The following is an 18,867-nucleotide window of genomic DNA, read 5'->3' as shown; positions in this document are numbered from 1 at the left end:
GGGGCGGGGACGCGTCAGGCGCTCTCGCGGTCCGGGTGCGCCACGTCCTCCGCCATCGAGGTCGGCGGGCGCGCCGAGCCCGCCGCGCTCACCGCGCCCGGGGGGACCGGCCGCCCGGCGCTGCTCTCACGCACCAGCAGCGAGGGCTGGACCACGACCGTGCGGTGGGTGTGCTCACCCGCCTCGGCGACCTCCGCGGCCAGCAGCCTCACCGCCGCCGCGCCCATCTGCTCGCCCTCCATGCGCACGGTGGTCAACGGGACCGCCCCGCCCCAGGCGCGCGCGTCGTGGTCGCAGCCCATGACGGCGACGTCACCGGGCACCGCGACCCCGGCCGCCTGCAGCTCCTCGACGACGGCCGCTGCCAGCAGGTCGGTCACGGCCACGACGGCGTCGGGACGGCGGCGGGCGGGCAGCGCCAGGATCTGCTCCACCGCGTGCCGGGCGTGGGAGCCGTGCACGTGCTGGGTGTCGACCTCGGTGAGGCTGACACCGCGGCCCGCCTCGCGCAGGGCCCGGCGCACCCCCACCGAGCGGTGCTGGACCGGTTGCAGGTCGCCCAGCTCGCTGACCCAGGCCAGGCGACGGCGGCCCAGGTCGATCATGTGCCGGGCGGCGAGGTAGCCCACCTGCTCGTTGTCGACCAGCACCGTGCAGCAGTCGCGGCGGCCGCTGTCGTAGTTCAGCACCACCACCGGGGTGCCGTGCCGGCGCACCCGCTGCACCCCGGCGTCCGGGTCGCTCAGCGGGGCCAGCAGCACCCCGCGCACCCGGGCGCTCTCGAACAGGTCCAGGTGCGCGTCCTGCTGGGCGTCGTCGCGGTCGCTGTTGGTGACCAGCAGGCTCATGCGCTGAGCGGCGGCCTCGCGCTGAGCGCCGCGGGCGATGTCGACGAACAGGGTGTTCTGCAGGTCGACCACGACCAGGCCGATCGTGCGGTTGTCCGCACCGGCCAACGAGCGCGCGTTGGCGTTGGGGGTGAAACCCAGTTCCTCGATGACGGCGCGGACCTTCTCCAGGGTCGCCGGGCGCACCTGCTGAGGGTGGTTGAGCACGTTGGAGACCGTGCCCACCGAGACACCGGCCCGAGCGGCCACCTCCACCATGCTCGGGTTCGTCCTGGCCGGGGTCGAGGTGGCGCCGTCGCGGTGACCCAGCTCCTGGATGGCTGCACGGACCTTCTCGATTGTGACCGGACGCACCTTGTGCGGGTGGTTGAGCACGTTGGAGACCGTGCCCACCGAGACACCGGCCCGAGCGGCGACCTCGACCATGCTCACGGCGGTGCGCCCAGGCCCTGCCCTCTTGACCGGTTCCACTTCGCCGATCCTAGGGGCGCCACCTCGGCGCCGGGGTGGCGACGCGCACGCCGGTCCGCCAGCGCCCGACGGGGCCTGCCGTGCACCGCGCGAGGCGGCACGCAGCAAGCCCCCACGGTGTGCGGCTCAGGCGTGCTGCTCAGGCGCGCGCCACCGCCACCGCCACCAGCACCACCGCCAGGAGCACCAGGGCCACCAGCCCCACCACCGCCGGAACACCCGCGGCGAACAGCGCCGCGAACACCCCGTAGAGCACCAGGTTCGCCGCCAGCACCACCTGGTTCGCCCACGACCACAACGACAGCACCGGCACCGCGGCCCGCTCGGCCGCCACCGCCATGTCCGCGCGCAGCGCGCCGGTGGCCGCCGCCGAGCCGAACCCGGCCAGCGCGAACCCCGCGCACGAGAGCACCAGCGAGGCGTCCAGCGCCCACAGCACCAGCCCCGCCGCCAGCAGCGCGGCAGCGGCCACCAGCGGCACCCGCACCCGGTCGCTGAACGCGGACAGGGCGAAGACGGCCACGCCCCCGGCGCCGAAGGACGCCAGCACCACGCCGAAGTCGGCCTCGGAGAAGGCGAAGAGCGTGAAGGACGCCGGGGTCTGCACCGCGTTGAGCACCGCCCCCAGCGCGATGAGGACCACCCACCCCAGCAGCGCCGGGTGCGCCCGCGAACCGCCGGGCACCGGCGACTGGAAGGCGCCCAGCACGTTCACCACGCGCACCCGACCCGGCCCGGACGCGCCCGAGCCAGACGACCCGGCCGGGGCCGCTCCCGCAGCCGCCGGGGTGCCGCTGACCCCCGCCGCCGCGGCGAAGAGCACCACCGCCAGCAGGTACGTCAGCGCATCGAGCGCCAGCACCACCACCATCCCGGAACCGGCCAGCACCGCACCGCCTGCCGCCGGGGAGATGACCAGCGCGAAGGAACCGGCCGCCCCCACCGCCGTCAGCGTCGCCCGCCGCCGGTCCTCGTCGCGCTCCTGGCCCAGCACGGCGTAGAAGAGCGGGTTGGCCACCGCCCGCAGCAGCATCGTGAGAGCCACGAAGACCAGCAGCGCCCCGCGGCCGTCGTGCAGCGGGATCAGCGCCACGTTCAGCGCGGCCAGCGCCACCTGCGCACCGATCCACACCTGTCGGGTGCGGTGGGCGGGCACGCGCTGGCTGATGCTGCGCGCGGCCAGCAGCGCCGGCACGCTCTGCGCCAGCAGCACCAGCGCGGAGAAGGACGAGCCGTGCTGCACCTGCGCCTGCACGACGACGGCGGTGAAGGTGAGGAAGTTGCCGATCTGGTTCACCCACGCCGAGGCGATCAGCAGCGCCTTGGCGCGGGCCGGGTCGCGGTGCCCGGCCCCCACCCCGGCCCCTGATCCGGTGCCCGCGCCCGTCCCCGCGCTGGGGCCGGGACTCGTGCCGGCGCTCACCTCAGCACCCCCTGGTCCTGCGCCGTGCGCACCGCTCCACCCGTGACCACGCTCCCGTCCAGCGCCCCGACCTGCCGCGACGACCGTGACGACCGCGACGACGACTAGGTACCTCAGGCCACGGACGGTGCCTGCCGCCCCGCTGCGCCGTCAACCCCCCGCCAGGCGCTCACCCCGCCCCGCACGAGCACCGGCACCGGCACCGGCACCGGCACCGGCACCGGCACCGGCACCGGCACCGGCACCGGCACCGGCGACGATCGCCCGCCCGCCGCGAGGGCCGCGCCGCGGCGGTGGGAGGTTGAGGAGGTGATCGCCGCCCTCGACCTGCCCGCCACCTTGCGCACCACGACCCAGGACGTCCTGCTGCGGCGGGCGGTCGTGGAGGACTTCAGCGCGCTGATGCTGCTGCTGCGCGACGACCCCATCAGCGCACGCCGCGAAGAGCGCGCCGCCGACACCGACGAGGCGGTCTACCGAGCCGCCCTCGTCGAGGTGATCACCGATCCCTCCAACGACCTCATCGTGGTGGTCGACGCCTCGGGCGAGGTGGTGGGCACGATGCAGCTGACCCGCATCCCCGGGATGGCGCGCCGGGGATCGGCGCGGCTGCAGATCGAGGCGGTGCGGGTGCGCAGCACCCGACGCTCCAGCGGCATCGGCAGCGCCATGGTGCGCTGGGTCACCGACACCGCCGCCCCCGCGGCAGGCGCCTCGCTGGTCCAGCTGACCTCGGACCGGGCCCGGACGGACGCCCACCGCTTCTACGAGCGGCTGGGGTTCACCGCCTCGCACCGCGGGTTCAAGTTCACCCCGGGAGGCAGGCCGTGACCCGGCGGGTGGGTGCTCGCTCGTGGCGCCGGCCGCGCGCCCGCGCCGAAGGCGGGTGACCACACCGGGTCCACGCAGGAACCAGGCGGGACCCGGGCGGGCTCGACCAGGCACCGCTCGTCGCCCTCCGGGTCCAGCAGCACCTGGGAGGAGCCGGCCGGGTCCCGTTGCACCGCAACCACCCGCCGCGCACCCGGCGCCTGCACCGTGGCCGCCTCGACGTCCTGAGCCCGCACGTCCAGAGGAGCTGCGCTCGGAACCCCGCCGGCACGCCCGGTCGCGCGCGGTCGACGACGCCCGCGTCGGTGCTCCCGATCACGCACCGGAACCCGGCCGTGCCGCCCAGCGCCACAGCCGCTCCAGCGCTCACCAGTGCGCGCTCGAGCGGCCGGTGCACCACCCCGGCACCCCCGCCACCCGGAACCGCAGGCGTCACGCACCACGTGCGCGGCCGCGCGTGCTCCCGCTCGGGCGGTGCGCGCCGCGCCCGCCCGCGCCCTCGGGCACCGCCGGTGGGGCGACGGGGGACGCCCCGTCCGGGCGGGCGCGTTCGGGTGCGTCCGCACGGCCGATCGCCGCGCCGCCGGCGCTGTCGCGGCTTGACACCGTTCGCCCTGGCGGCCAACACTCTTCACTAGACGGTAGCTATTACCACTGTGTGAGAAACGCTGCGAAGGAGCAGACATGCGCGCGACCGTTCTGGGCCTCGGCGAGGCCGGCACCCTGTACGCCAGCGGACTGGCCGCCCACGGCTGGCAGGTCACCGGTTACGACCCGGCCGACACCACCACGCCCGAGGGCGTGCACCGGGCGGGCACGCCCGAGGAGGCGGTGCGCGAGGCCGAGGCGGTCCTGAGCCTGGTGGGCGGCAAGGTCGCCCAGCGCGCCGCGTCCTCGGTGGCCGAGCACCTGCCGGAGGGCGCGGTCTACGTGGACATGAACGCCGGGGACCCCGCGGTGAAGGTGGCCATCGCCGACCTGGTCGGCGCGCACCGCTTCGCCGACGTCTCCGTCGTCGGCTCGGTTCCCGCGCACGGCACGGCCACCGCCGTGGTCGTCAGCGGTGCGGCCTCGGCGCGCGCCGCTCGCCTCTTCGCCGACCTGCAGGCCCCCGTGGAGGACATCGGCGGCGCCCCCGGGGAGGCCTCGGCGCGCAAGCTGCTGCGCAGTTGCTTCATGAAGGGCCTGGGCGCGCTGATCACCGAGTCGGTGGCCGCCGGGCGCGCCGGCGGCGCCGAGCAGTGGGTGCGCGAGCAGATCGCCGCCGAGCTGGCCGGCGGGCACGGCGCCCTGGAGCGCCTGCACACCGGCACCGCCAAGCACGCCGCCCGCCGCGCCGGCGAGACGCAGGCGGCCGCAGAACTGCTGGACTCCCTGGGGGTGGCACCGAGCATGACGCGGGCGGCCGCGCAGGTGCACCGGCATCTGGCCGACGCCGCGCTGGTGCCCGGCGAGGAACTGCTGGCGCAGTACGCCGGTGTGGCGGTGGCCAACATCGGCGATGCCCGCGAGCGCATGGGCCTGCTCGACGGCGGCATCCACGCCCTGTGGCGCGGGGCGCACGTGGTCGGGCGAGCGCGCACCGTGTGGGTGCGCAGCGGCGACAACCAGGGCGTCCACCGCGCCCTGGCCACGGCCCGCCCCGGTGACGTCCTCGTCGTCAACGGCCAGGGCGACGTCACCCGCGCCCTGATCGGTGAGCTGATCGCCGAACGCGCCCGCGCCAAGGGCGTGCTGGGCATGGTCATCGACGGCGCCGCCCGCGACGTGGTGGAGCTGGAGCGCATCGGCTTCGGGGTGTGGGCGCGCGGGGTGTGCCCGGCGGGGCCGTACAAGCACGGGCCCGGTCGCGTCGACGTGCCGGTGGCCGTGGGCGGGGTGGTGGTCGCACCCGGGGACCTCATCGTCGCCGACGACGACGGCGTCGTCGTCGTGCCCGCCGCCGAGGCCGGCGCCAGCCTGCTGGGTGCCCGCGCGGTGCAGGCCGACGAGGCCGAGCGCCGGGCCGCGATCCTGGCCGGGACCGCCTGATGGGCGCGGTGTGGGCGCTGCTGAGCTTCGTCGGCGTCATCGTGCTCTGGAACGCCGTCGTCAAGCGCAACATCGGCGAGGCGATGGTCCTCGGCTTCGCCGCGGTGTGCGCCTTCGCCCTGATCGGCGGGCTGCCCGGCGGGGAACCGGCCGGCACCGCCATCAAGGAGGCGGTGCTGGACTCGCTGCAGGAGGAGGTCACCTTCGCCGGCCTGGCCTTCGTCTTCATGAGCTACGTGCTGACCAGGACCCCGATCCTGGACCGGCTGATCGACCTGCTGAACTCCGTGCTGGGACGCCTGCCCGGCGGGCCGATCTACACCGCCACCGTGGCCGGGGGCATCTTCGGCGCCATCGCCCACGTCGGCGCCGCCGTCACCGCAGCCGTGGGTTCGGTGACGGTGCCGTGGATGAAGCGCTCCGGCGTCGAACCGCACCTGGCCGCCACCATCGTGGCCGGCGGCGCCGGCATGGGCGTGTCCTTCCCGTTCTCCGCGACGATGTTCATCCTCGTCGGCGGCCTGGCGGCCCAGGGCGTCATGCAGCCCGACGAGATCGTCAAGCCGCTGGCCGTGGCGGGCCTGTGGTGCCTGGGCTACCGGCTGCTGCTGTCGTACTACCTGGTGCGCCGCAACGGCATCGCCCCCGTCGCGCCCGAGCACCGCCTGCCGCTGGTGCGCAGCCTGCGCTCGGGCTGGACCTCCCTGCTGCTCTTCGCCCCCATCGTCGTGCCGCTGCTGCTGACCCGCGGGCCGCTGGCGAGCGCGCTGGGTCGGCACAGCGACGTCGGCGGTGAGCTGAAGGCCCCCGTCCAGCTGGCCGACGGCACCACGCTGGCGCCGGCCCCCTACGCCATGCCCGACGTCATCAGCCTGATCACCTGGATCCCGGTGCTGATGATCGCCCTGGTGCTCGTCCTGGGCCGCAAGCACCTGCCGCGCACCGCCTCCGGCTGGGCCGGCACCATCGCCAAGGCCGCCCCGTCCTTCGGCGTCATCGGCATCACCATCGTGGCGGCCTTCTCCGCCTCCAACCTGCTGCGCGAGCTCGGCCTGGCCGATCAGCTGGAGGGGGTGCTGACCGGGCTGGACGCCCCGGCGTGGGTCATGGCCATCGCCATCGGCGCGATCGTCGTGGCCATCGCCATCCCGCTGACCGCCAGCGCCACCATGGCCGCCGTGGGGCCCGTGGCCGTCGTGGCGCTGACCGGCACCGGCATCGCCGCGCCCGTCGCGGCCGCCGCCGTGCTGATCTTCGCCTCCACCGAGGGCGCCTCCCCGCCCAGCGGAGCCCCGATCTACGTCGCTTCCGGCATCGCGCGCGTGGACCCGGTCAAGACCTTCATGCCGCTGCTGCGGTACTACTGCCTGCCCATCCTGGCCATCGGCGTGCTCATCGCCGTCGGGCTGCTGCCGGTGTGAGGAACCGGGGGTCACCGGCGGCTCGGCGAATCACCGCCGGTGACCCCCGCCGACCTCGCGACACCGCACCGGACCTCCAGCGCAGCGAACCCCCACCGCACCGCAGCCCCGTCGCACCGGGGTCCGGCCGTCCCGGCCCCCACCGCTCCCCCGCCACGGATCCCGCCCACCTCGTACCCGGACCCCAGGAGACGACGATGTCCCACCAGCACGATCCCGCCCGCCGCAGCGCGCTGCGCACGCTCACCACCGCCGCTTTCGTGCTCTCGGTGGTCTTCTTCCTGCTGGCCGGCCTGGTCACCGTCGTCGGCCAGTCGGTCACGCTGGTGGCCGGGGACGCCAGCGCCGCGCGCGAGTGGGCCGATCACCTGGCTCCCTACGCCTTCGGCGGCGCCTCGGCCGCCGGACTGCTCTCCTTCGCCCTGTCCTACGGCTCGCACCAGGCGGCCGACGGGGACGGAGCCGACGAGGACCCGGCCGACGAGGACCCGGCCGACGAGGACCCGGCCGACGGGGACCCGGCCGACGGGGGCGGGGTCCAGGACGGCGGGGCCGACGGGGGCCAGGAGGGCGATCCGCAGGACGCGGGCGCTCACGGCGCCGGCGCGCCGGTCGTCAGCGGCACCGGCCGCGCCGAGCAGGGGCACGGCCGTGGCTGAGGCGAGCACCGCGCCGGGAACCCCACCCGCAACCGCCACGAGAAACGCCACCGGGAACTCCACCGCGCTCCCCTCGCACGTGCCCAGCTACGCGGACCTGGCGCAGCGCACGCCGCCCGGTTCCAGCTGGGGGGTGTTCACCAGCGCCTCCGAGCGCGGCATGGCCAACTTCGCCACCGCTGAGCACGTGCGCACCGCCGCCGCCTCGGTGCAGCGGGGAGCGGTCTTCAGCCTCGACCACGCGCTGGACGCCTTCGACCCGCCGATGGCCCGGGCCCGGCGCGCGCCGGTGCACGAGATCCTCTCCAGCCACCCGCAGTCCCGCGACGACGTGCTACGCGAGTTCTACCTGCAGGCCAGCTCCCAGGTCGACGGGCTGCGCCACCGCCGCGCCTCCGGGTACGGCTTCTACGACGGCGTGCCCGACGAGCAGGTGCGCGCCGGCTCCCCCGTGCTGGGCGTGCAGCGCTGGGCCGAGCAGCCGATCGTCGGGCGCGGTCTGCTGCTGGACCTGGAGGGCCTGCTCGCCGCGCGGGGCCGGCCGCTGGACCACCTGCAGGGCCCGGCTCTGGCGACCCGCCTGCTCGACGAGGCGGCACGGGCGCAAGGGGTGCGGGTGCGCGAGGGGGACCTGGTGCTGGTGCACACCGGCTGGGCGCACTGGTTCCTGCAGGCCGACGACGCCACCCGCGCGCAGGTGCGCCGGGCTCGCCGGGCCACCGGCTTCGCGCAGAGCCTGGAGCTGCCGGCCTGGTGCTGGGACCACCGCGTGGCGCTGCTGGCCACCGACACCTTCGCCGTGGAGGTCCTGCCCGTCGTGGCCGACAGCCCCTTCGCCGCCAGCGCCCCCGAGGACGCCGGGATGATGCACCAGGAGCTGATCGCCAAGCTCGGCCTGCCGCTGGGCGAGCTGTGGAACCTGACCGCGCTGGTGCAGGACTCCCGCCGCAGCGGCCGCTGGGACTGCCTGCTGAGCGTCAAGCCGCTGCACCTGACCGGCGGGGTGGGTTCACCGCCCAACGCCACCGCGCTGCGCTGACACCACCGCACCCGCGAGGAGCACGCACGAGGACGCGCACCGGTGAACCCGTTCACCGTGTGGGAAGATCGGTGCGATGTCGACGCACACCCGGGGGAAGCCGTGAGCGCGCAGGAGCTGCCGCAGGGTGCCGACGGCACCGGCGCCGGCCGCGGCGAGACCAGGTCCGCCACCAGCATGCGCTCGCTGGAGCGGGCCATCGACGTGCTGGAGGTCCTGGACGGCTCGCGCGAGCCGCTGCGGCTGAGCGACGTCGCCCGGCGCGCCGGGCTGCCGGTGGCCACCACCCAGCGCATCCTCAACGTCCTGGAAGCCCGGGGGCGCGTCGAGCGCGACGCGCGCGGCTACCGCCCCGGCATCGGCCTGATCTTCGGGGCCCACGCGTACCTGACCAGCAGCCCGCTGCTGCTGGCCGCGCGCCCGGTGCTGCAGGACCTGGCCGCCTCCACCGGTTTGACCGCCTCGCTGTTCAAGCGGCTGGGAACCTCGCGCATCGTGCTCGCCCGCGTCGACGGTCTGCGCCCGCTGCGCTACGAGCTGCCCATCGGCGAGCGCCTGCCGCTGCACCTGGGCGCGGGCAAGGTGCTGCTGGCGCACATGGACCCCCAGGAGCGCGAACACTTCCTGTCACACCTGCACGAGCACCCGCGCGCCGACGGGCGCCCCATCGACGCGCAGCGGTTCCGCGGTGAACTGCAAGCGATCCGCGACGCCGGCTACTCGCAGGCGCGAGGCGAGCGCGAGCCGGGCATGGCCTCGGTGGCCGCTGCCGTGCTCGAGCCCGACGGCACCGCCAGCGCGGCCGTGCAGGTGGCCGCCCGCCAGGAGGACCTGCCCCTCGACCAGGTGGAGCACCTCGGCGTGGAGGTCCAACGCGCGGCCTTCGCCATCGCCCGCCGCACCGCGTGAGACGCTCGGGACCTGGTGGACGTGGTGGCCTCTCCAGCACGTCGTCAGTCAGCCCGTCGACCGGCTGGTGACGTCGTGCCGGCACCGGCCGGCTCGCTGCAGCCGCGTGCCCGCAGAGCCCCGCACGGCTGACGGGTGCGCTGCACGATCGAGCGGCACCGTCCCGTCACCGCGCAGGTGCGCTGCACGAGCAGCTGACAGCCGCACCACGCCGTCGAAGTCGACCGAGGGATCGGCGTGGTGATCCGCGGAACCCCGGCACCGACCCGCGGCAGGGCTCCGGGCGCACGGTGCACTGGCGCGCACCGCGGTGGCGGCGACCGAGGTGATTCCGGCGCTCGGCTGCTGCACCAGCAGCACGGGCGATCCGGCCGGCGGCCCCAGCAGCGGACCCGGAACCGCTCAGCGCCCGGCCGAGTCCGCTCCAGCGGCGCGTTCCACCAGCCGCACCGCATCGGCCAGGCCCACCGCCCGCTCACCCTGCACGCAACGACCGGCACCGAAACCGGCGAAGAGGCCCCCTGCCACCACTCCGGCCCACCGGACCAGCGCCGGCGTCGTCGACGGGGAAGGGCACCGGCTCACCGGCTGCACGTCGAGCCACGACCGCGACGTCAGCCCGAGCGTCAACGGTTCACGCCCGGCGCGAGCCCCACCTACCGCACGACGGCCCACCGCTTCACCTCGCCCTGCGGCCGCGAGGCCGACCGGTGCCGGAGCCGCGCATCGGTTCAGAGCCCTGACGTCGTGCACAGCGCCCCGCCGGCCGGGTGCGCCTTCGGGCTGCAGCGGTCCACAGCGGGCTACAGACCGCCGCGGGCGCGGGCCACCAGGAGTTCCAGGGTGGCCAGGTAGGAATCGAAGGCGGTGCGCCCGGCCGCGGTCAGGCGCACGGAGGTCTGCCGGCGCAGCGCCTGCACGCTGCGCTCCTTGCGGACCTCGACGTAACCGGCCTGCTCCAGGGCGGCGACCTGCTTGGACAGGGCGGAGTCGCTGGTGCCGATGGCGTCGCGCAGGAAGGAGAAGGCGACCCAGTCCGCCGGGGCCAGCAGGGAGCAGATGTTCAACCGGGCGGGGGTGTGCAGGAACTCGTCGATCGCGCTGGTGCTCGCACGACCGCCGGAGTCGGACTGAGCGTCGGGCTGAGCATCGGGCCGGGCCTCGGGCGCGGTGCTCACGGGCGCAGGCTCGCAGCCATCCGGGCCTGCACCGCGCGGGTCAGGGTGATGATGACCAGGCAGGCGCCGAGCATGCCGATCGTGTTGGGCAGCGGCCAGTGCAGGCCCCGCGCGACGGCCTGGAAGAGCACGTTCAGGGCGAGGGCGGGCACGAAGGTGGCGATCAGGGCGGCCTGCCAGCGCACCGAGGCGCGGGTGGGCCTCAGGGCCACCCCGCGCTGCCAGGCGACACCGACGCCGGTGAGCATCAAGACCACCCACAGCCAGATCATGCCCGCGTCGGTGAGCACGCCCAGGGCCAGCGCGCACGAGCACAGGCTCCACACCTGCGACCTGCTCCAGGGGGTGGTGCCGGCGGTGATGGTCTGCTGGCGGCGCTGGGCGGCCAGGCTCAGGGCCTGCTGTGCTTCGCGAGCGTCCACGGTGGGGGTCCTTCCCTGTTCGGGTGCTTGCTTGCCTGATGGGAAAGCTACCCGTCACTTGCCCGTCAGGCAAGACTTGAGCGCCAGGAAAGTGAGGGGGCTGGACGGGTGTTCCCGCACCTGCTGCGCACGGCGCAGCGCAGCTCCACCCGCCAGGCCACCGGCGACCTGGACCTGAACCTGGGCCTGGACCTGGAGCGCCCGACCTCGGCCTCGGCCGCGGCGAGCTGGTCGAGGACGCGCCGGGCGTGCCGCACGAGCACCTCGCCGGCCGGGGCGGGCACGACGATCCCCGAGCTGGAGCTGCTGCGGCGCGATGCGCGGATCGCCCCGCAGCTGAACGAGATGGAGCTGCACCCGTGCTTCCAGCAACCGGAGCTGTTCCGCTACTGCCTGGACCACGGCATCCAGCCGGTGGGCTACTCCCCGCTGGGCTCCCCCTCGCGACCCGAGCGTGACCGCACCCCCGAGGACGTCGTCGACACCGAGCACCCCGTCGTGCGGGCCGTCGCCGAGGCTCACGGGGTGCACCCGGCGCTGGTGTGCTTGAAGTGGGCCGTGGCGCGCGGGCAGGTGCCGATCCCCTTCTCCGTCAAGCCGGCGCAGTTCACCGCGAACCTGCGAGCGGTGGCCGAGGACCCGTTGACGCCCGCCGAGATGGAGGCGATGCGCTCCGTGGAGCGCAACAGCCGCCTCATCAAGGGACAGGTCCTGCTGTGGCCGGGGGCGTCCTCCTGGCTGGACCTGTGGGACGTGGACGGCACGATCCCCGGCCTCCACGACTGCCGGAGCCGAGCACCGCGATGCTGAACTACCGGCTGCTGCACCCGCCGCTGCTGGCCGCCCTGGCCCGGGCCGGGCACGGCGATCGCATCGTGCTGGCCGATGCGAACTTCCCGCTGCGCGCGGCTCCTCCCCCTGTCCGGGGTCGCGCAGGCGTGCGCCCCGGACGAGAGGGGACACCGCGCGGGTCCGGTGATTGACGATGCGTGCGGTGCTCCGTAGGGTCGGGGTTCGCGTGACGTTTCGCGGCAGATCGGGCAGCCAGTCGATGCGGGTGCGGCGCCACGCAGACGTGAGCGAGCCGACTGCCTGCCGGCGACCCGGGGAGGAGCCGTGGACGGCGGGTTCCTGCCCGCGCACACCCGCCGCAGCCGGCGGAGCCGGAGCCCTCCGAAACCGCTGACGACCCCCTCACCGCGCACGAGCCGGCCCGGCTCGACACCGCCCCGCTCCCGACGCACCAGGAGTCGCCCGATGCCCGAGTCCCCGCCGCGCCTGGACGCCGAGCACCTGCCGCCAGCCGTCGACGTGTCCGACAACACGGCTGCGCTGGCCGAGGTCCGCGCTGTCATCGACGCCGGTCCCTACACCGACGCGTGGAGCTCGCTGCGCCACTACTGCGCGCCGCAGTGGTACGAGGACGCCAAGTTCGGCATCTTCATCCACTGGGGCCTGTACTCAGTCCCGGCCTTCCGCAACGAGTGGTACTCGCGCAACATGTACCGAGCCGGCAGGCCGGAGTTCGAGCACCACGTGCGGACCTACGGACCCCAGTCCGACTTCGGGTACAAGGACTTCATCCCCTCCTTCACCATGGACGGCTTCGAGCCGAGCGAGTGGGCGCGCCTGTTCCGCAGGGCCGGCGCGCAGTTCGTCGTGCCCGTCGCCGAGCACCACGACGGCTTCGCGATGTACGACACGGCCCGCTCGCGCTGGAGCGCGGCCGCGATGGGGCCGCAGCGCGACGTCTTCGGCGACCTGCTCGCCGCGGTGGACGACGCCTGGATGCTGCGCGGCGCCTCCTCGCACCGCGCCGAGCACTGGTTCTTCATGAACGGCGGCACGCACTTCGACTCCGACGTCCGCGATCCCCGGTGGCAGGACTTCTACGGCCCCGCGCAGCGCGACGAGACCGCACCCAGCGAGCGGTTCCTGGAGGACTGGCTCCTGCGCTGCGTCGAGGTGGTCGACCGCTACCGCCCGCAGGTCTTCTGGTTCGACTGGTGGATCGAGCACCCCGCCTTCGAGCCGTACCTGCGCCGGTTCGCCGCCTACTACTACAACCGGGCGGCGCAGTGGGGCCGGGAGGTGGTCATCAACCACAAGTGGGACGCCTTCCCCCCCGGCACCGCCGTGTACGACGTGGAGCGGGGGACCCTCGGAGCCACCCGTGAGACGGTCTGGCAGAACGACACGTCGGTGTCCAGGACGTCGTGGTGCTGGGTCGACTCGCACGACTACAAGACGGCGCACGACCTCGTCGCGGAACTGGCCGACGTCGTCGCCAAGAACGGCGTGCTCCTGCTCAACATCGGCCCCAAACCCGACGGGACCATCGCCGTCGAGGAGCAGGCCCTGCTCGAGGGGGTCGGCGACTGGCTCCTGCGCAACGGCGAGGCCGTCTACGGCACCAGGCCCTGGCGCATCCCCGGCGAGGGGCCCACCAAGACCGTCGCGGGCTCCTTCGTGGACGACGTCGCCCCCCAGCACACCAGCGCCGACATGCGCTTCACACAGCGCAAGGACACGGTCGGTGAGTACGTCTACGCGATCCTGCTCGCCGCACCGGACGACGGCACCGCCCGCATCAGAGCCTTCGGCGCCGGCTCACCACTGCTCGAACGGGAGATCCGGGAGGTCAAGGTGCTGGGCAGCGATGAGCCGCTGGAGTGGACCAGGACGCAGGACGAGCTGAGGGTCCGGCTGCCGCCGCGAGACCACCACCCGGACCTGCCCGTGGTCAAGTTGTTCTTCCAGCCCGGGAGCACCTCCGAGCGCTGGGACCCCTTGCACGGACCCTCGCCCGCGTAGGCCGCACGCCCACCGCCACCGGAGGCGCCTCACCGGCGCCCCGGGCCGGCCTCGCGCCAGGCGCTGGTGCGCGGTGCCGCGAAGCGCCCCTGCGCGTGCAGCACGAGGACCGCGATCATGACGAGGCCGGCGGCCACGGCCGCGCCCTCGGCCGCGCGCGGGACGCCGAGCGCGCCCGCCACGAGGCCGGCCGCACCGATCGCGGTCACGGCACCACCGAGGTGGGAGAACACCCGCTCGCGGAACGCCCACGCGAAGGGGATGAAGTGGGCTCCGACCACCGCGGCGATCAGCGCCGGCCGCAGCTCACCGTGGTGCACCGCGGCCAGGGCCCGGGAACCGAGGGCGATGAGGACCAGCTCACCCGCCACGCACCCGGCGTAGGTCGCCAGCGCCCGCGGGCCCGGGCGGACCAGCGGCCCCAGCGCCACGGGGCGCACGTAGTGGCGGAAGAGGGCTGCGGCGACCCCGGCCAGCCCGGCCACCCAGGCGATCGTGGAGGCGGCAGCGCCCAGCGCGGACGAGTAGCTGGCGATGAACACCGTGCCGCCGGCCAGACCGACGAGGCTGCCCCACCGCCCGGGGTCGAGCAGGAGCGGTGGCTCGCCCACGGCGGGACCGTGACCTCGCGTCGTGCTCACCCGGACATCCTGCCCCGCTCACCGACCCCCCGGACACCGCCGGCGGGTCCACCCCGTGCGGGGACGCGGTCGTGGCGCCGAGTGGTCCAGCACCCCGGCACGCGTCGGCGCGCGGTGGAGGGCCCGCGCTTGCACCTCCCGCAGCGTCACGTGCTCCAGTGGACCCACGACCCGCCCCACGCAGGAAGGCCGCACTCATGTTCTCGCCCTTCGTCCCGCCGCGCCAGGTCAAGATCGGTGACGCGGCGGCGTTCGTCGGCACCACAGCACGGGCGATCCGGCACTACCACGAGATCGGCCTGCTCCCCGAGCCCCCGCGGGGCGGTGACGACCGCCGCCGCTACGGCTACGACGAGGTGGTCCAGCTGCTGTGGATCCGCAAGATGGCCGACGCCGGGATCGCCCTGGACGACATCCGGGACGCCTTCGCCGGCGCGGTTGGTGCCGGCGCCGACGACGACCACGACGTCGCACGCGTCCTGCGACGGCTGGAGGAGACCCTCACCGCCCGGGAAGCGGAACTGCGGCGGCAGCGCAGCGCCGTGCAGCGCATGCGCACCCGGGGCACCAGGACGGGTCTGCTGTGCGACGTCGTCGGCAGCCGCCTGCAGGACCTGCCCGAGGGCTGCCTGCGCCATGCGGACCTGGACACCCTGCTGGTCACCGAACGGGTCCTCGGCCCGCTCGCAGCAGCCGTCCAAGCCACCCGCTTCACCGCCCTGGCCACCCACCCGGACCTGCGGGAGGAGTCCGACCGCGTCGAGGCCGCCGAAGCGGCCCTGGACGACACGGTCGCAGTCGACGACCCCCGCGTGGCGCAGGTGGCCGCGCGACGGCACGCCTTCGAGACGGCGCTGCACGCCGTCATCGAGGACTCCGGCCTGGCGCAGGACGACGAGGCGCTCCTGGACTCCTGGGACGCCCTGCACCCCACCACCGCCGACGGCGCCGACCCGCACGGAGGTGGCGCGGAGGGAGGTGACGCGGAGGGAGGTGACGCGGAGGGAGGTGACGCGGAGGGAGGTGACCCGGAGCGGGGCGGGGGCCGGGCCGGCCGGCGCCCCGGCCGGGGGCGGGAGCCCGTGAGCGCGCTGGAAGCTGCTGGGAAGGTGCCCTACGACTTCTCCCCGGCCCGCTTGCGGTGCGTGGAACTGGCCGAGGAGCTCGCCGCCCGCGGGTGAGAGGACGGCTGCACCCGGCTGGTGGGGACTCGGCACCCCGGGGCAGCCTGAACCGGTGCCCCTCTCCCCCGGAGCCGAGCTCGCCCGCCGCTACCACCACGACGTCGTCGCACCCCTGCTGCGCGCGGCGCTGCCCGCCCTGCCCCACGCCGCCGCCCGCCTGGGCAGCGGCTCGGACGTCCTGGGCCTGGACGACGCCACCTCCACCGACCACGACTTCGGCCTGCGCCTGACCCTGCTCGTCGACGCCGACCGGGCGGCGCAGGTGGACGCGCTGCTGGAGCGCGAGCTGCCCCAGCACTTCGCCGGGCACCCGGTGCGCTTCGCCACCACCTGGGACCCGCACGTGCGCCACCGCGTGGAGGTCGCCACCGTGGAGGACTTCGCCGCCTCGCGCCTGGGCCTGGAGGTCACCCGCCACTGGGAACCGGAGGACTGGCTGGCGCTGAGCGGCCAGGCGGTGCTCGAGGTCCTCGCCGGCCCCGTCTTCACCGACACCGATCACCGCCTGGGCGCCCTGCGCGACCGGCTGCGCTGGTACCCGCACGACCTCTGGCGCCACCTGGTGGCCTGCTGCTGGCGCCGGCTGGGCCAGGAACTGCCCTTCGTGGGCCGCACCGGCCAGCGCGGGGACGAGCTGGGCTCGCGGGTGATCACCGCACGGCTGGTGGACGCCGCGGTGGACCTGGGCTTCCTGCTGGACCGCACCTGGCCGCCCTACCCCAAGTGGCGCGGCACCGTCTTCGCCACCCTGCCCTGCGCGGTCGCGGCCCCCGCGCTGCAGGCGGCGCTGGCCGCCGGCGACTGGCGCGCGCGCCAGGAGCACCTGTGCACCGCGCTGGAGCTGCTGCTGCACCACCAGGCCGGCGTGGGGCTGCCCGCGGTGGGGCCGGCCAGCGAGCCCTTCCACGCCCGCCCCTTCCGCGGCGTGCCCCAAGCGGTCCTCGACGCGCTGACCGGGACGGTCACCGACGAGCGGGTGCGCGCCCTGCCCGCCGGCATCGGCTCGGTGGAGCAGTGGGTCGACAACGTCGACGTCCTCGTCGACGGACCGCGCCGCCGGCGCGCCGTCCACGCCGTGCAGCACTGACCCGGCGACCGCGGTCGGGGCGCCGGCGTGGACGTCGGGAACCTCACGGACGCTTCGTCGAACCGGCTGCGGAGCCGTCCGCCGGCCCCGTCGCGGGGGCGAGGAACCGGCCCAGGACCAGGACGAGCAGGCCCGCCAGCACCACGCTGAGCAGCGCCACTCGCAGGCTGGTGGCGTCGGCGACGAACCCGACGACGGCGGGAGAGACCAGGAACCCCACGCGCAGCAGCCAGCTGACGACGGTCAGACCGACGCCGGCCGGGAGCCCGGGCAGTTCGTCCGCGGTGTGCATGACGGCCGGGACGAGGGTGGCCACGCCCAGCCCGGCCAGCGCGAACCCGGCCAGGGTGCTGGGGATCGAGGGCCAGGCCAGGGCGGCACCGGTGCCGGCGGCGGTCAGGAGACCCCCGGTGAGCGCGACCCGGCGCTGGCCGAAGCGGTCCACGACGCGGTCGCCGGTGAGCCGGCCGACGGTCTGGGCCCCCTGCAGGGCGACGAAGGCGAGCCCGCCCACGGCGGCGCCCGCGCCCAGTTCCCCGCGCAGGTACAACGCCCCCCAGGACGACCCGGCGTCCTCGACGAAGGCCCCGCCGGCGGCCAGCGCCCCCAGCACGGCGAGCAGCGCCGCGGTGCGCACCCCGGCGCGGCGCCGGTGCCGGCCTGAGCGGTCCGCGGGCAGGGCGCGCTCCGCGTCACCCGCGTCCGTGCTCCCGACTCCTGCGGGGCCCACCCGCGGGGTCCCGGCACGTTCGGAGTCCTCCGGGCCGGGCAGCAGGAACCGGTGGGCGGTGAGCGCGACGAGGCCGAACACGACGGCCGAGACGGTCAGGTGCGCTCCCAGGGGCAGGCCCGCTCCCGCAGCGGCCGAACCGAGGAGGCCACCGACGACGGCGCCGACGCTCCACAGGCCGTGGAAGGCGTTGACGATGGAGCGTCCGTACAGGCGCTGGACCCGGAAGCCGTGCGCGTTCTGGGCCACGTCGACGACGGCGTCCAGGGCACCGACCAGGAGCATCACGGCGGCGAAGGCGATCCACGCGTTCGCCAGCGGGACGGTGGCCACCGCTGCGGCGGCCAGCACCAGTCCCAGGGCGCCGACCTTGGCCGATCCCAGGCGCTGGATGCAGACCGGGGCCAGCAGCCCGGCCAGCAGCGCCCCCAGGGGCATCGCGGCGATGGCGGTGCCCAGCGCGGCGTTGGACAGCTCCAGCCGGTCCTTCACCTCCGGCAGGCGCGGCACCAGGTTGGCGTACAGGACGGCGTTGACGAAGAACAGCGCGGACACCCCCGCGCGGGCGCGGGAGGCCCGGGTGGGGGTCGGGGACGTGGTGAGGGCCATCGGTGGTGCAGCACCTTTCGGAGTCGTGGGGGTTCGGGCTGCCGAGCGGGTGCGCCACCACGACGGCGATCGCCGGAGCCGGTGGTGAGCGGCGAGTCGTGGCCGGCGGTGGGCGATCGGGCCGCCCGGCATCTTCGATCACGTTACATGACCATTCGGTCGTTCATCAGCTAATCTACGCTCATGAACGTTGAACGCCGCCACAAGGAGATCCTCGAAGCGCTGCACCGCTCCGGGCGCGTGGAGGTCCCCGAGCTCGCCGAACGGCTCGAGACCTCCACGATCACCGTCCGCCGCGACCTGGACCACCTCGCCTCCGTCGGGGCGCTGCGCCGGGTCCGCGGCGGAGCCGTCAGCGCCGCCCTGAGGGGCGAGGGCCTGCCCTTCGACGTGCGCGCAGCCGACGACGCCCCCCTGAAGGCGCGCCTGGCCGCGAGCGCCGCCGCCCTCATCGCCGAGGGCGAGGCGGTGGTCATCGACTCCGGCACCACCGGGGCCGGGGGGGGGGGGGGGGGGGGGGGGGGGGGGGGGGGGGGGGGGGGGGGGGGGGGGGGGGGGGGGGGGGGGGGG

The 18,867-nt window shown here is 75.2% G+C and carries 17 protein-coding genes and 1 pseudogene; 12 read left to right on the top strand and 6 right to left on the bottom strand.

Annotation, left to right across the window (positions count from 1 at the left end; translation table 11 throughout):
- Positions 1-14: 14 nt before the first annotated feature.
- Complete coding sequence (locus tag ACRYR7_RS03650; RefSeq protein WP_432570703.1) at positions 15-1,319, bottom strand: LacI family DNA-binding transcriptional regulator; 1,305 nt, start codon at positions 1,317-1,319, stop codon at positions 15-17.
- Positions 1,320-1,458: 139 nt separating this feature from the next.
- A complete protein-coding gene (locus ACRYR7_RS03645) occupies positions 1,459-2,676 on the bottom strand; it encodes an MFS transporter (RefSeq protein ID WP_432570702.1) in 1,218 nt (405 codons plus the stop codon).
- A gap of 375 nt (positions 2,677-3,051) precedes the next feature.
- Here ACRYR7_RS03645 and ACRYR7_RS03640 point away from each other — a divergent pair, with 375 nt between their 5' ends.
- The 6 genes from ACRYR7_RS03640 (at position 3,052) to ACRYR7_RS03615 (ending at position 9,632) form a co-directional block, all read left to right on the top strand.
- On the top strand, positions 3,052-3,573 hold the full coding sequence (locus ACRYR7_RS03640) for a GNAT family N-acetyltransferase (protein WP_432570701.1): 522 nt from the start codon (positions 3,052-3,054) through the stop codon (positions 3,571-3,573).
- A 684-nt stretch (positions 3,574-4,257) separates the two neighbouring features.
- Positions 4,258-5,604 carry an RraA family protein gene (locus ACRYR7_RS03635; RefSeq protein WP_432570700.1) on the top strand — a complete coding sequence of 449 codons (1,347 nt, stop codon included), beginning with the start codon at positions 4,258-4,260 and terminating at the stop codon, positions 5,602-5,604.
- A complete protein-coding gene (locus ACRYR7_RS03630) occupies positions 5,604-7,025 on the top strand; it encodes a TRAP transporter large permease subunit (protein ID WP_432570699.1) in 1,422 nt (473 codons plus the stop codon). The genes ACRYR7_RS03635 and ACRYR7_RS03630 overlap by 1 nt, the downstream gene beginning before the upstream one ends.
- A gap of 197 nt (positions 7,026-7,222) precedes the next feature.
- On the top strand, positions 7,223-7,684 hold the full coding sequence (locus ACRYR7_RS03625) for a hypothetical protein (RefSeq protein ID WP_432570698.1): 462 nt from the start codon (positions 7,223-7,225) through the stop codon (positions 7,682-7,684).
- 79 nt (positions 7,685-7,763) lie between these two features.
- Positions 7,764-8,723, top strand: coding sequence for a cyclase family protein (locus ACRYR7_RS03620; RefSeq protein ID WP_432570697.1), 960 nt, complete (start codon positions 7,764-7,766; stop codon positions 8,721-8,723).
- 102 nt (positions 8,724-8,825) lie between these two features.
- Entirely contained in the window at positions 8,826-9,632 is an 807-nt protein-coding gene (locus tag ACRYR7_RS03615; protein ID WP_432570696.1) for an IclR family transcriptional regulator, read from the top strand.
- Positions 9,633-10,435: 803 nt separating this feature from the next.
- On the opposite strand, the gene ACRYR7_RS03610 is transcribed toward ACRYR7_RS03615, so the two are convergent.
- Positions 10,436-10,810 (bottom strand): transcriptional regulator, encoded by a 375-nt coding sequence (locus ACRYR7_RS03610; RefSeq protein WP_432570695.1) that lies wholly within the window; start codon positions 10,808-10,810, stop codon positions 10,436-10,438.
- Positions 10,807-11,232: a hypothetical protein gene (locus ACRYR7_RS03605; RefSeq protein ID WP_432570694.1), complete on the bottom strand. Its 426-nt coding sequence runs from the start codon at positions 11,230-11,232 to the stop codon at positions 10,807-10,809. The genes ACRYR7_RS03610 and ACRYR7_RS03605 overlap by 4 nt, the downstream gene beginning before the upstream one ends.
- Before the next feature lie 285 nt (positions 11,233-11,517).
- Between ACRYR7_RS03605 and ACRYR7_RS03600 the strand changes: the two are divergent.
- From ACRYR7_RS03600 to ACRYR7_RS03590, 3 genes and pseudogenes are all read left to right on the top strand, one after another.
- A pseudogene (locus ACRYR7_RS03600) lies at positions 11,518-12,042 on the top strand (aldo/keto reductase); the annotation flags it as partial.
- Positions 12,036-12,215 carry an RbsD/FucU domain-containing protein gene (locus ACRYR7_RS03595; protein ID WP_432570693.1) on the top strand — a complete coding sequence of 60 codons (180 nt, stop codon included), beginning with the start codon at positions 12,036-12,038 and terminating at the stop codon, positions 12,213-12,215. The pseudogene ACRYR7_RS03600 and the gene ACRYR7_RS03595, both read left to right, overlap by 7 nt.
- 274 nt (positions 12,216-12,489) lie before the next feature.
- Entirely contained in the window at positions 12,490-14,046 is a 1,557-nt protein-coding gene (locus ACRYR7_RS03590; RefSeq protein ID WP_432570692.1) for an alpha-L-fucosidase, read from the top strand.
- Between the two features lie 29 nt (positions 14,047-14,075).
- Here ACRYR7_RS03590 and ACRYR7_RS03585 read toward each other — a convergent pair whose 3' ends face one another.
- Positions 14,076-14,657, bottom strand: coding sequence for a DUF7010 family protein (locus ACRYR7_RS03585; RefSeq protein ID WP_432570691.1), 582 nt, complete (start codon positions 14,655-14,657; stop codon positions 14,076-14,078).
- 227 nt (positions 14,658-14,884) lie between these two features.
- Between ACRYR7_RS03585 and ACRYR7_RS03580 the strand changes: the two genes are divergently transcribed.
- On the top strand, positions 14,885-15,868 hold the full coding sequence (locus ACRYR7_RS03580) for a MerR family transcriptional regulator (RefSeq protein ID WP_432570690.1): 984 nt from the start codon (positions 14,885-14,887) through the stop codon (positions 15,866-15,868).
- Between the two features lie 55 nt (positions 15,869-15,923).
- On the top strand, positions 15,924-16,958 hold the full coding sequence (locus tag ACRYR7_RS03575) for a DUF4037 domain-containing protein (RefSeq protein WP_432570689.1): 1,035 nt from the start codon (positions 15,924-15,926) through the stop codon (positions 16,956-16,958).
- Between the two features lie 43 nt (positions 16,959-17,001).
- Here the strand turns inward: ACRYR7_RS03575 and ACRYR7_RS03570 are convergent, their stop codons facing one another.
- Positions 17,002-18,297 carry an MFS transporter gene (locus ACRYR7_RS03570; protein WP_432570688.1) on the bottom strand — a complete coding sequence of 432 codons (1,296 nt, stop codon included), beginning with the start codon at positions 18,295-18,297 and terminating at the stop codon, positions 17,002-17,004.
- Between the two features lie 183 nt (positions 18,298-18,480).
- Between ACRYR7_RS03570 and ACRYR7_RS03565 the strand changes: the two genes are divergently transcribed.
- Positions 18,481-18,867: DeoR family transcriptional regulator (locus ACRYR7_RS03565; RefSeq protein ID WP_432570687.1), on the top strand; the 387-nt coding region annotated here is incomplete at its 3' end.

Source organism: Kineococcus gurbantunggutensis, assembly GCF_050871925.1.
Taxonomy (GTDB): Bacteria; Actinomycetota; Actinomycetes; order Actinomycetales; family Kineococcaceae; genus Kineococcus.
This window is presented reverse-complemented; position numbering and strand designations above follow the sequence as displayed.

Coding starts and splice junctions, on each gene's coding strand:
- ACRYR7_RS03630 (WP_432570699.1), top strand. CDS start 5,604: ATGGGCGCGGTGTGGGCGCTGCTGAGCTTCGTCGGCGTCATCGTGCTC.
- ACRYR7_RS03570 (WP_432570688.1), bottom strand. CDS start 18,297: ATGGCCCTCACCACGTCCCCGACCCCCACCCGGGCCTCCCGCGCCCGC.
- ACRYR7_RS03595 (WP_432570693.1), top strand. CDS start 12,036: ATGCTGAACTACCGGCTGCTGCACCCGCCGCTGCTGGCCGCCCTGGCC.
- ACRYR7_RS03635 (WP_432570700.1), top strand. CDS start 4,258: ATGCGCGCGACCGTTCTGGGCCTCGGCGAGGCCGGCACCCTGTACGCC.
- ACRYR7_RS03580 (WP_432570690.1), top strand. CDS start 14,885: ATGTTCTCGCCCTTCGTCCCGCCGCGCCAGGTCAAGATCGGTGACGCG.
- ACRYR7_RS03625 (WP_432570698.1), top strand. CDS start 7,223: ATGTCCCACCAGCACGATCCCGCCCGCCGCAGCGCGCTGCGCACGCTC.
- ACRYR7_RS03590 (WP_432570692.1), top strand. CDS start 12,490: ATGCCCGAGTCCCCGCCGCGCCTGGACGCCGAGCACCTGCCGCCAGCC.